The sequence below is a fragment of the Actinotalea sp. Marseille-Q4924 genome (genome assembly GCF_916618755.1).
Classification (GTDB): domain Bacteria; phylum Actinomycetota; class Actinomycetes; order Actinomycetales; family Cellulomonadaceae; genus Actinotalea.
Map to the genome: position 1 here is coordinate 393244 of NZ_CAKAKB010000006.1, position 11869 is coordinate 405112.

Consider the following 11869-nt stretch of genomic DNA (forward strand, 5'->3'; position numbering starts at 1 on the left):
TCCCGCGTGTCCATCGCCCTGCGGTACGCCGCCCGGTCCGACGTGGGACTGGTGCGTGCGAAGAACGACGACTCGGGCTACGCGGGTCCCCACCTCCTCGTCGTCGCGGACGGCATGGGCGGGCACGCCGGCGGTGACGTGGCCTCCTCCCTCGCCGTCGCCCACCTCGCACCGCTCGACGACGAGGCGCACGGCCCCGACGACGCCCTCGCCGAGCTGACCCGGGCCCTCTCGACGGCGCACCAGGAGCTCCTCGCCCGCGCCGACGCCGAGCCTGAGCTCGCCGGCCTGGGCACGACCGTCACCGCGCTCCTGCGCTCGGGCAACAAGCTCGCGATGGCGCACATCGGTGACTCCCGCGCCTACCTCCTGCGGGACGGCCGGCTCGCGCAGGTCACCAGCGACCACACCTTCGTCCAGCACCTCGTCAACACCGGGAAGATCACCGCGGAGGAGGCCGAGCACCACCCGCAGCGCTCCGTGCTCCTGCGCGTCCTCGGCGACTTCGACATGGAGATCGCCCCGGACATGTCCGTGCGCGAGGCGCGCCCCGGGGACCGCTGGCTGCTGTGCTCCGACGGGTTGTCCGGGGTGGTCTCCGCCGAGACGCTGGCGAGCACGCTCCTGGAGTACAGCGACGTCGAGGCGTGCGCGGACCAGCTGGTCCGGCTGGCGCTGCGCGGAGGAGGCCCGGACAACATCACGGTGGTCGTCGGCGACGTCGTCGAGGTCGACGGCCTGCCCGACGGCGCCGCGCCCTCCACCGCGTCCGCCGTCGTCGGCGCGGCCGCGAAGGACCGCAAGCGCCCGACCGTCGGCGGTGACGGCGCTGCAGCGCGTGCTGCCCAGATGTCCGCCCAGGCCCGCAACCGGCCCGCCGACGACGGCGCCTCCCCGGCCCCGGTCCGTCCCGTCCGCGAGGACGAGGAGGAGGCGGACCCGTCCCCGGTGCGTCGTCGGCTCGCGGTCCTCGCGGTGGCGCTCCTCGTGCTCGGCGCCGTCGCGGCGGCTGCGTGGTTCGGCTACCGCTGGACCCAGCAGCAGTACTACGTGGGTGTGGACGGCGACCGGGTGGCGATCTACCAGGGCATCCCGCAGAGCGTGGCGGGCTTCGAGCTGTCCACCGTCCTGGAGACGACGGACATCGAGGTGGAGGACCTGCCCGGGTTCGTCCAGGACCGGCTCGACCAGACCATCCCCGCCGACGACCTGCGCCAAGCCCGCGAGCGCGCCGCCTCGCTCGAGCCGGACCCGGGCGCATGACGGCCCGCACCGACGAGCACCGTCGGGGGGTGGGCGCATGGCGACGGTGATCCCGTACCGGGCACGCCCCGGTCGGCACCTCGAGCTGCTCCTCCTCGTGCCGGCGCTCCTGCTGGGCGTGGGTGCCTACGCCCTCGTCGGCCTCGCGACGCAGGGCACCGTGCCTGCGGGCATCACCGGGTACGCGGTCGGGCTCGTCGGCCTGTCGGTCGGCCTGCACGTGGTGCTGCGCTGGCGCGCGCCGTACGCGGACCCGGTCCTCCTGCCGATCGTCGTCGCGCTCAACGGCATCGGGCTGGCGATGATCTACCGGCTCGACATCGCCTACGCGCTGCGCGGGCGGGAGACGGACTTCGCCGCCCGCCAGCTGGCCTGGACGGCGCTCGCGGTGATCCTGGCCGCGGTCGTGCTCGTGGTCCTGCGCGACCACCGCACGCTGCGTCGCTACACCTACACGGCGATGGTCGTCGGCCTGGTGCTCATCGTGCTGCCGCTCGTCCCGGGGCTCGGCACCGAGATCAACGGGGCGCAGATCTGGATCCGCGTCGCCGGGTTCTCCTTCCAGCCGGCCGAGATCGGCAAGATCGTGCTCGCCACGTTCTTCGCCGGCTACCTCGTCACGACGCGGGACACCCTCGCACTCGCCGGGCCCAAGGTGCTCGGCCTGCAGCTGCCCCGGCCGCGCGACCTCGGACCGATCCTGCTCGCCTGGGCGGCGTCGCTGGCCGTCCTCGTCCTCCAGCGCGACCTCGGCACCTCGCTGCTCTTCTTCGGCCTCTTCGTCGCGATGCTCTACCTCGCCACCGAGCGGCTCAGCTGGGTCGTCATCGGCCTCGGCCTGTTCGCCGGCGGCGCGGTCCTCGCCGCGAACGTGTTCTCCCACGTCGAGCAGCGCTTCGCGGCCTGGCTCAACGCCTTCGACGACGACGTCTTCAACGCCTCCCCGGGCGGCTCCGGACAGCTCGTCCGCGGGCTGTTCGGCATGGCCAACGGCGGGCTCCTGGGGACCGGCTGGGGCGAGGGTCGCCCGGACCTCGTGCCGTTCGCCGAGTCCGACTTCATCGTCGCCTCGCTCGGCGAGGAGCTCGGCCTCACCGGGCTGCTGGCGATCCTCCTGGCCTACCTCGTGCTCGCCCAGCGCGGCCTGCGCACGGCGATCGGCGTCCGGGACGGGTTCGGCAAGCTGCTCGCGGGCGGCCTGTCGTTCGTCGTCGCGTTCCAGTGCTTCGTCGTCGTCGGCGGGGTGACGCGGATCATCCCGCTCACCGGGCTGACCATGCCGTTCCTGGCGTACGGCGGGTCGTCGCTGCTCGCCAACTGGGTCATCGTGGCGCTCCTGCTCCGCATCTCCGACAGCGCCCGCCGCCCCACCCGTGAGGCCGCCGCCGAGCCCGGGGCGCTCCCGCCCGTCGCAGGGGCCGACGACGCCCCGCGTGCCGGGTGGCGTCGCGGTCGTCGCGGCGGACCGGCGGAGGGCGGCGGGGACGGACCGGACCAGGAGACCGAGCGGATCGACGTGAGGGAGCTGCGGTGAACACGCCCCTGCGCCGGCTCGCGTCCGTCGTCGTCGTGATGTTCCTGGCGCTCATGCTCGGCAGCACGTGGGTGCAGTTCGTCACGGCGCCGGACCTCAACGCCGACCAGCGCAACGTGCGGACCCTCTACCGGGAGTTCGGCACGCCGCGGGGCCCGATCGTCGTGGGCGGCGAGGCGATCGCGTCGTCGGTCCCGGTCGACGACGTCTTCGGCTACCAGCGCGTCTACACGAACGGCGCCCTCTACGGGCACCTCACCGGGTACTACTCCGTGGTCTACGGCCGCTCCGAGCTCGAGCGCGCCATGAACACCGAGCTCAACGGCTCCGCCGACTCGCTCTTCCTGCGCCGCGTGCAGGACCTCGTCACCGGCCGCCAGCCGCAGGGCGCCGTCGTGGAGACGACAGTCGTGCCCGCCCTGCAGCAGGCGGCGTCCGACGCCCTGGGCGACCAGCGGGGCGCCGTCGTGGCGCTGGACCCCCGCACCGGGGCGATCCTCGCGCTCGTGTCGAAGCCGACCTACGACCCGGCCGTCCTCGCCCCGCACGACCAGGCGGCTGTGACCGCGGCCTGGGAGGCCCTCAGCTCCGACCCCGGCAAGCCGTTGATGAACCGGGCGCTCCGCGGCGACCTCTACCCGCCGGGCTCCGTGTTCAAGATCGTGACGGCGGCCGCGGCCCTGGAGAGCGGGCTGGACCCGGCGACCGAGATCCCGGCCCCCGTGGAGCTCGACCTGCCGCTGACGAGCACGACCCTGCCGAACTTCGGCGGCTCCGCGTGCTCGCCGACGGGCACCCAGACGCTCGCCGACGCGCTGCGGATCTCCTGCAACACGGCGTTCGGTCAGCTCGGCCTCGACGTCGGCGCGGAGGCCCTGCGCGAGCAGGCGCAGGCGTTCGGCTTCTCGGAGGAGCTCTCCGTGCCGATGAGAGTGACGGAGAGCTCCTTCCCGGCCGAACCGGACGCCCCGCAGACCGCTCTCTCTGCGATCGGGCAGTACGAGGTGCGTGTGACCCCGTTGCAGGTGGCGATGATCTCGGCTGCCGTCGCGAACGACGGCGTCCTCATGCGCCCGTACTCGGTGGCGGCCGTCCGCAGCGCCGACCTGGAGGTCGTCGACGAGACCGAGCCCGAGGAGATGGGCCGCAGCATCTCCGCGGAGACCGCCGAGCTGCTCACCCAGATGATGCTGGGCGTGGTCGACGACGGCACCGGACGGACCGCCCAGATCCCCGGCGTCCGCGTCGCGGGCAAGTCCGGCACCGCCCAGACCGGCAACGAGCAGGACGCGCACGCGTGGTTCACCGCCTTCGCGCCCGCCGACGACCCGCGCATCGCCGTCGCGGTCGTCGTCGAGAACGGTGGCTCGCTGGGCAGCGAGGCCACCGGCGGGGCGGTCGCCGCACCGATCGCGCGGGCCGTGATCGAGGCGGCGCTCCAGTGACCGGTCCGAGCGCGCGCACCACGCACACCCGCGACGACGGCGCCTGCCGGTGAAGCCGACCGAGGGGATCGCCCTGGGCGACCGCTACCGCCTCGGGACACGCATCGCCGTCGGCGGCATGGGTGAGGTGTGGGCCGCGCACGACACGGCACTCGGGCGCGACGTGGCCGTCAAGGTGCTGCGCGAGGAGTTCGCCGGGGACGCCGGCTTCCTCGAGCGGTTCCGGACCGAGGCCCGCAACAGCGCGCAGCTGTCCCACCCCAACATCGCGGCGCTGTACGACTACGGCGAGCAGGACGGCTCGGCGTTCCTCGTCATGGAGCTCATCCTCGGCGAGCCCATGTCCGACCTCCTGGACCGCCAGCCCGTCCTGTCGACCCGCCGGCTCCTGCCGATCCTCGCCCAGACGGCGCGGGCGCTGCACGCCGCCCACGTCGCCGGCGTGGTGCACCGCGACGTCAAGCCGGGCAACATCCTCGTGGCGCGCACGGGCCAGGTGAAGATCACCGACTTCGGGATATCCACGGCGATCAACCAGGTGCCGATGACCGCGTCCGGGATGGTCATGGGCACCGCGCAGTACCTCTCGCCCGAGCAGGCGATGGGGCGGGCGGCGACGCCCGCGTCGGACATGTACTCGCTCGGGATCGTCGCCTACGAGGCGCTCGTGGGGCACCGGCCGTTCACGGGGTCCACGGCCGTCGACATCGCGATCGCGCACGTCAACACCGCCGTCCCGCCGCTGCCCGCGTCCATCGACCCGGTGCTCGCCGACGTCGTCATGCGCATGCTCGCCAAGGACCCGCAGGCCCGCCCGCGGTCGGCCGCGTCGCTGGCGCGGCACCTGGACGACATGCTCGACAAGACCCCGTCCGACGGCGTGCCGGTCGCCCAGGGCCGGCACGCGCGGCCCGTCGACGTGGCGGACGCCGCGGATGCTCCCGCGGTGCCGCCGAGCAGGCCCACGCCGGCGGCCCCGGTCACGCCGACGCCCGTCGCTCCGCCGGCCCCCGTCGCGTCACCACCCACTGCCGCGTCGGCACCCTCCGCCGCGTCGTCACCCACCGCCGGGTCACCACCCACGGCTGGGTCGGCACCCTCCGCCGGGTCGCCACCCACGGCCGCGCCACCCACGGTGCCGCCCGCGCATCCCGCCGCTCCGCCGCCGTCCACCGAGGCCGCCGTCGTCGTCCCCGCCGTCCCGACGCCGGCGCAGCACGCGACGAGCACCGCGCCGCCGACCCGGGCGGCGGAGGTCCCTGACCACCCCACCGCTCCCGCGGAGGAACCCGGCCGGGTCTCCACGACCACCGGACGTCGGTGGGGGCCGGTGTCGCACCCCTTCGTCGCGCTCGTCCTCATGGTGGTCTTCGCGCTTCTGGGCGCCGCCTTCGCGGATAGCGTGTGGGGTCCGTCCAGGGCGAGCGGTTCGCACCCCGCCTCCCCGGTCCTGGAGAGCCAGGATGGGATGATCCAGTGGGTCCCCGGAGCACCGGGGACGACGACGACAGCGAGGGACCTGTAGTGGTGGACGACGCACCCCGGATGCTGGGCGGCCGGTACGAGGTCGGCGAGCTCATCGGGCGCGGCGGCATGGCCGAGGTCCACATCGGCCACGACACGCGCCTCGGCCGCACCGTCGCGATCAAGATCCTGCGCTCCGACCTCGCGCGCGACCCGTCCTTCCAGGCGCGGTTCCGCCGCGAGGCTCAGGCCGCCGCGTCCCTCAACCACCCCGCGATCGTCGCCGTGTACGACACCGGCGAGGACGTGCACACCGACCACGCCGGCACCGTCCACCACGTGCCCTTCATCGTCATGGAGTACGTCGAGGGCCACACCGTCCGCGACATCCTGCGCGACGGCTCCGCGGTCCCCATCGAGGAAGCCGTCGAGATCACCGTCGGCGTGCTGTCGGCGCTCGAGTACTCCCACCACGCCGGGATCGTCCACCGCGACATCAAGCCGGCCAACGTCATGCTGACGCCCACGGGCGCGGTCAAGGTCATGGACTTCGGCATCGCGCGCGCGATGGCCGACGCCGCGGGCACCATGACCCAGACCCAGGCCGTCATCGGCACCGCGCAGTACCTCTCCCCGGAGCAGGCGCGCGGCGAGGCCGTCGACGCCCGCTCGGACCTCTACTCCACCGGCTGCCTGCTCTTCGAGCTGCTCACGGGCCGGCCGCCGTTCATCGGGGACTCGCCGGTCGCGGTCGCCTACCAGCACGCGCGCGAAGAGGCCCAGCCCCCGAGCACGTTCGCCTCGGACGTGCCCGAGTCGCTGGACCGCATCACCGTCAAGGCACTGGCCAAGGACCGTGACGACCGCTACCCGACCGCCGGGGACTTCCGCGCCGACCTCGAGTCCTCGCTGCGCGGCGGTCACGTCGACGCGCCGCCGGTCGGGGCGATCGGCGCCGCGGCCGCGGCAGCGGGGCTGGCCGCCGCGGGTGCGGCCCAGGCGTACGACGGCAACGCCACCCAGGTCATGCGACCGGGCGGCGGTGGCGAGACGCAGGTCATGGGCGCCGCGGGCGCCGGCCAGCAGACCCGGCTCATGGGCGCCGCCGCACCCGCGGCGGTCCCGCCGCAGTCCTCGTGGTCGCAGGTCCAGACCGGCCAGCAGCCGATCGTGCCGCCGGGCGACCGCGACGACGACGAGCCGCGACGCCGTGGGCTGCTGTGGACGCTCATCGCCGTGGCCGTTCTCGCGGCCCTCGGGATCATCCTCGTGCTGACCCTCGGGGACGGCGAGGAGCCGCTCACCCAGGTGGAGGTGCCGGACGTCGTCGGCGCCACCGCCGAGGAGGCGCGGGCGGAGATCGAGGGCCTCGGGCTCGTCTTCGAGCCCCTCGAGGTCGCCAGTGCGGACGTCCCCGTGGACGCCGTCGTCGAGACGGATCCGCCGGCCGGCACCATGCTCGACCCGGGCGAGGCCGTGCGGGTCTCGATCTCCAACGGGCCGGACGCCGTGCAGATCCCCGTGCTGGAGAACTTCACGCAGGAGCAGGCGCGCGCCGAGCTCGCGGACCTCGGGATCACCAACGTCACGACCGAGACCGTGGACCACCCGAGCATCGCCGAGGGCCGCGTCGTCGGGACGACGCCCGGCGCCGGCGAGAGCATCGCCCCCTCGGACCCGGTCGTCCTCCAGCTGTCCTCCGGTCAGGTGGAGCTGCCCGACCTCACGGGCGTCGACGAGGCCACGGCACGTCAGGCCCTGGTGGACCTCGGCCTCACCCCGGTCATCACGCAGGAGGAGAGCGACCAGCCCGCCGGCACCGTGGTGCGGCAGAGCCGGACGCCCGGGCCCGTGCCGCAGCGCAGCGAGGTGGAGCTCGTCATCGCCACCGAGCCGCAGCCCCAGAACGTCGCCGTCCCGGAGCTCTTCAACCTCACGGTGGAGACCGCGGAGCAGCGCCTCAACGCGACGGCGCTCAACCTCGGCGCGCAGACGCAGGAGGCGTCGGAGGAGGTGGAGGCGGGTCGCGTCATCCGGACCAGCCCCACCGCCGGGTCGCAGATCCCCGAGGGCAGCACGGTCGACCTCGTCGTCTCGTCCGGCCCCGCGGAGGGCGAGGGCGGCGGCAACAACGGCGAAGGTGGCGGCGGCGGCGGCGAGGGCGGCGGCGGCGGGGACTGATCCCCGCGGGCGCCGCCGACGTCCGGGACCGATGCCCCCGCACCGTCCGGCGCGTCCTCAGTGCGAGCCGGCGCCCTCGCGCACGAGCGGCGCCATGCCCTCGGACGCGGCGACCGCGCCCTCGAGCCCGCACAGCTCCAGCCAGTTCGCCAGCAGCCGGTGACCGCCCTCGGTGAGCACCGACTCCGGGTGGAACTGGACCCCGTGCAGCGGCAGGTCCCGGTGCTGCAGGCCCATGATCACGCCGGTCGTCGTGCCGTCCGTCGCGGCGGTGCGCGCCGTGACGACCAGCTCGCCCGGCACGGTGCCGTCGACGACCGCGAGCGAGTGGTACCGCGTCGCGGTGAACGGCGTCGTCAGTCCGGCCAGGACGCCCGTGCCGTCGTGCTGGACGAGGCTCGTCTTGCCGTGCATGAGCTCGGGCGCGTGGGTCACGGTCGCGCCGAACACCTCACCGAGGGCCTGGTGACCGAGGCAGACGCCCAGCATCGGGGTCCCGTCGTCGGCGCAGTCCCGGATGACGTCCATGCTCGCGCCCGCGGCACGCGGGGTACCGGGCCCGGGGGAGATGAGGACGCCGTCGTACTCCGACCGCTCCTGGCGCGACGGCACCGCGTCGTTGCGGACGACGACGGTCTCGGCACCGAGCTGGTCGAGGTAGCCGACGATCGTGTAGACGAACGAGTCGTAGTTGTCGACGACGAGGATCCGGGTCATGTCTCATCCACCGTGATGTCGTTGAAGGGCATGAAGGGCGCGATCGCGGGGAACAGCCACAGGAAGCACACGGCCACGACGGCGGCCGCGAGCAGCAGCATGAGGATCGCCCTGAACCAGGCCGGTCCGGGCATCACCCGCCACAACCATCCGTACATCACGAACCTTCCCCGGTGAGCTCGACCGGCGTCCCGGCATCCGTCGGCATCCAGTAGTCCAGCTCGCCGTGCACGATGAACCGCTCCCGCGCGGAGAACATCGGGTGGCACGTCGTCAGGGTGATCATCGCCTGCGTGGGCTCGGCGTCCGGCTGGTCCGGCACGGGGGCGATGACGTCCACCTCCTGCGGCAGCACGATCTGCGTGGACGAGACGCGGTAGACGTACCAGGCGTCCTGCGTCTGGACGACGAGGGGGTCGCCGACCTGGAGCTCGGCCACGCGGTTGAACGGCTTGCCGTAGGTCACGCGGTGCGCCGCGACCGCGAAGTTGCCGACCTCTCCCGGCATGGCCGTGCCGGGGTAGTGCCCGATGCCGAGGACGTCGAGGACGTCACGCCGCGTGACGCCCTCGCTGATCGGCTGGACGTAGTCCGGCCCCCAGCGCGGGACGGCGAGCGTCGCGAAGGTCGTCGCGTGCGGCTGCTCGGCGAGCACCGGCGCCGCGTCCCGCCGCTCCGGGGTCTCGGCGGGCGCCTCCTCCGGTGCCGGGGCCGCCGGGACCGCCGGGGCGGGCTCCTGACCGCCGCCCCCGGGGGCGTCGTCGGCGGTCCGCGCCCAGCCGAGCTCCTGCACGACCTGGTCCTGCGCGCGCTCCGCGACCACGTCGGTCCAGAAGAGCTGCCAGACGACGAAGAGCGCGAGGAGCGCACCCAGCGTGATGAGGAGCTCGCCCACCACGCCGACCACCCTCGCGCCGTGAGCACGACATCTCCGGGCGGCGGCGCGGCGCAGGGCGCGGCGGCTCGTCAGGGTGGGGAGGTCGGCCGCCCCGGGCGACCGGGCTGCCGTGGTCATGAGCCGACCACCGCGGTCTCCTCGACCGCGCTGCCGTCCGTACTGCCGTCCGTGCTGCCGCCCTCGGTGCCGTCCTCGCTGCCCGGCACCGACGCGTAGCGCAGCTCCATGGCGCCGTCGTACGCCGGCAGCTCGGCGGACTCGGTCACGGTGACCTCCCAGCCCAGGCCGTACGCCTCGACGTAGTCCAGGTAGCGCTGGATCGCCTCGGAGTCGTAGAGCGCGTCGACGAGCTCGTCCGGGTCGCCGATGGCCGTCACCGTGTAGGGCGGGGAGTACACGTTGTCGTGCAGCAGGAGGACGTTGCCGACGCACAGGAACGCCGACGTGGAGATGACTCGCTGGTCCTGCAGGCCCATCGCCTCCGCACCGCCGGACCACAGCGCGTTGATGACCGCCTGCAGGTCCTGCTGGTGGACGACGAGGTCGTTGTTGGACACCCCCGCGGGCCGGGTGCCGCTCGACGTCGCGTCGGTGAGCGAGACAGTGACGCCCGGTCCGGTGACCGGGACGCGGCCGGCAGCGATCCGCACGAGCTCGGCCTCGGGGTCGGCCTCGGGCACGTCGGCGGTGACGAGGTCGGTGAGCTCGTCGATCTCCGACTGCAGCGCCCGGACCTCCGCGGCGAGCGCCTCGGTGCGGACGCTCTCGGCCTCCACCAGGCTGGGCAGGTCCTGCACCTCGCGGCCGTTCCCGACGCGCGACAGCTGCGCGTTGGCGGCGAAGAGGTAACCGGCGAGGGCGAGGACGAGCGCCACCCCGATCGCGCCGCGCAGCGTCGGCCACCGCGGCGCGCGGTGCGCTGCGTGGTCGCGATGCTCGGGCACAGGTGCCTCCTGCCTGCCGTCGGCGTGCACACGGTCGGTGCGCGCACACCACTACGCTAGACGACGAACGACGGGTGCCCCTGGTGCCCCGGGACCCCCTGAGGAGACGTCGTGCCCGAGTCGAAGCCGCCGCGCAAGAAGGCGACCACCCCCGCGGCCCCCGCACCCGCGAAGGTCGAGGGCAACCCGCCGTGGCTGGTACCCACCATGCTCACGCTGATGATCCTCGGCCTGATCTGGATCGTCGTCACGTACGTCTCGCAGACGCGCTTCCCCGTGCCGGAGATCGGCAACTGGAACCTCGCGATCGGGTTCGTCCTGCTGTTCGCTGGCTTCGGCCTGACGCTGCGCTGGCGCTGACGCCCGCCCGAACGGCTGTCGACGGAAGTCACACCGATGTGATTGTCCCCAGCGGTGCACAAACCTGTGGAGAACTACATCGGTGTCGTTCACAGGTGTGGGGAACTGTGGGGACGAAGAGGTCGACGTGGCCCTGGAGGCCGGCGCGGACCTGTGTGCGGGCGGGTCACCAGGGGACGTGCGCGCTCGTCAGAGGAACGGCACCGTGCCGTACACCCCGAGGTAGCGGCCGCTGACGGCGAGCACCAGCAGGGCCAGGGCGAGGACAGGAGCCGCCACGCCGACGACGGCGCGGTGACGCCGGGGCGCGTACGCGAACGCCGCACCGAGGCCCAGGCCGACGAGGAACCCGCCGAGGTGCGCCTCCCACGCGATGCCGGGCACCACGAACCCGAGCACGCCGTTGATCGCGACGAGCACGATGATGCCGCGGGCGTCCTGACGCAGCCGCCGCAGCACCGGCAGCAGCGCCCCGAACAGCCCGAACACCGCTCCGGAGGCGCCCACCACACCGGTGCGGAAGTCGACGACGTCCGACGCGAGCAGCGTGAACATGACCGTGCCGCCGAGCGTGGACAGCAGGTAGAGCGCGAGGAAGCGCCACCGCCCCAGCGCCCGCTCCAGCATCGGGCCGAGCAACCACAGCGCATACATGTTGAAGCCGATGTGCAGGAGCATCCCGGTGCTGTGCAGGAAGCCGGCCGTGAGGAACCGCCAGGGCTCGAACGCACCCGCGGCCGGCGAGAAGATCCACCGCTGGGTCCATGCGCCGCCACCCACGCCGAGGACGCCGAGCTGCAGCACGAAGCTCACCACGCACAGGGCGACGATCGTCAGCGTGACGACGGGCCGACCCTCGCGCAGGGGAGCGCCGAACGCCGTGCGGGCCACCGGTGCCGTCCGCGCGGCCTCCCGCACGCAGTCGACGCAGTGCACGCCGACGGCGGCCTGGCGCTGGCACTCCGGGCACGCCGGTCGCCCGCACCGCTGGCAGCGCACGTACGAGACACGGTCGGGGTGCCGGGGGCAGACCGGCACGGCGTCAGGGTGGGGCGCCCCGGAC

General features: G+C 73.7%; 11 protein-coding genes. 6 read left to right on the forward strand and 5 right to left on the reverse strand.

Annotated elements, in window-relative coordinates; all coding sequences use genetic code 11:
- Nucleotides 1-6 precede the first annotated feature (6 nt).
- The 5 genes from LG379_RS16835 to pknB are packed head-to-tail and all read left to right on the forward strand — an operon-like array spanning nucleotide 7 to nucleotide 7887.
- Nucleotides 7-1263, forward strand: coding sequence for a PP2C family serine/threonine-protein phosphatase (locus LG379_RS16835; RefSeq protein WP_225755740.1), 1257 nt, complete (start codon nucleotides 7-9; stop codon nucleotides 1261-1263).
- A gap of 37 nt (nucleotides 1264-1300) precedes the next feature.
- The gene (locus tag LG379_RS16840; protein WP_225755741.1) at nucleotides 1301-2797 is read left to right on the forward strand and encodes an FtsW/RodA/SpoVE family cell cycle protein; all 1497 of its coding nucleotides are present in this window, start codon (nucleotides 1301-1303) and stop codon (nucleotides 2795-2797) included.
- The gene (locus LG379_RS16845; RefSeq protein ID WP_225755742.1) at nucleotides 2794-4242 is read left to right on the forward strand and encodes a penicillin-binding protein 2; all 1449 of its coding nucleotides are present in this window, start codon (nucleotides 2794-2796) and stop codon (nucleotides 4240-4242) included. Before LG379_RS16840 ends, LG379_RS16845 begins: the two co-directional genes overlap by 4 nt.
- Nucleotides 4243-4291: 49 nt before the next feature.
- Nucleotides 4292-5767, forward strand: a complete 1476-nt coding sequence (locus tag LG379_RS16850) for a serine/threonine-protein kinase (protein ID WP_225755743.1) — start codon at nucleotides 4292-4294, stop codon at nucleotides 5765-5767.
- Nucleotides 5767-7887 carry a Stk1 family PASTA domain-containing Ser/Thr kinase gene (gene pknB / locus LG379_RS16855; protein ID WP_304522803.1) on the forward strand — a complete coding sequence of 707 codons (2121 nt, stop codon included), beginning with the start codon at nucleotides 5767-5769 and terminating at the stop codon, nucleotides 7885-7887. The genes LG379_RS16850 and pknB overlap by 1 nt, the downstream gene beginning before the upstream one ends.
- A gap of 57 nt (nucleotides 7888-7944) precedes the next feature.
- Here the strand turns inward: pknB and LG379_RS16860 are convergent, their stop codons facing one another.
- From LG379_RS16860 to LG379_RS16875, 4 genes are read right to left on the reverse strand one after another with little or no spacing between them, the layout of a single operon-like run.
- Nucleotides 7945-8604, reverse strand: coding sequence for an aminodeoxychorismate/anthranilate synthase component II (locus tag LG379_RS16860; RefSeq protein ID WP_225755744.1), 660 nt, complete (start codon nucleotides 8602-8604; stop codon nucleotides 7945-7947).
- Nucleotides 8601-8762: a hypothetical protein gene (locus LG379_RS16865; RefSeq protein ID WP_225755745.1), complete on the reverse strand. Its 162-nt coding sequence runs from the start codon at nucleotides 8760-8762 to the stop codon at nucleotides 8601-8603. Before LG379_RS16865 ends, LG379_RS16860 begins: the two co-directional genes overlap by 4 nt.
- Entirely contained in the window at nucleotides 8762-9619 is an 858-nt protein-coding gene (locus LG379_RS16870) for a class E sortase (RefSeq protein ID WP_225755746.1), read from the reverse strand. The genes LG379_RS16865 and LG379_RS16870 overlap by 1 nt, the downstream gene beginning before the upstream one ends.
- Entirely contained in the window at nucleotides 9616-10446 is an 831-nt protein-coding gene (locus tag LG379_RS16875; protein ID WP_225755747.1) for a DUF881 domain-containing protein, read from the reverse strand. Before LG379_RS16875 ends, LG379_RS16870 begins: the two co-directional genes overlap by 4 nt.
- A 111-nt stretch (nucleotides 10447-10557) precedes the next feature.
- On the opposite strand from LG379_RS16875, the gene LG379_RS16880 reads away from it, so the two are divergent.
- Nucleotides 10558-10806, forward strand: a complete 249-nt coding sequence (locus LG379_RS16880) for a cell division protein CrgA (RefSeq protein ID WP_225755748.1) — start codon at nucleotides 10558-10560, stop codon at nucleotides 10804-10806.
- A 189-nt stretch (nucleotides 10807-10995) separates the two neighbouring features.
- Here the strand turns inward: LG379_RS16880 and LG379_RS16885 are convergent.
- Nucleotides 10996-11869, reverse strand: an 874-nt coding sequence (locus LG379_RS16885; protein ID WP_370634549.1) for a rhomboid family intramembrane serine protease, incomplete at its 5' end; no start/stop codon positions are given.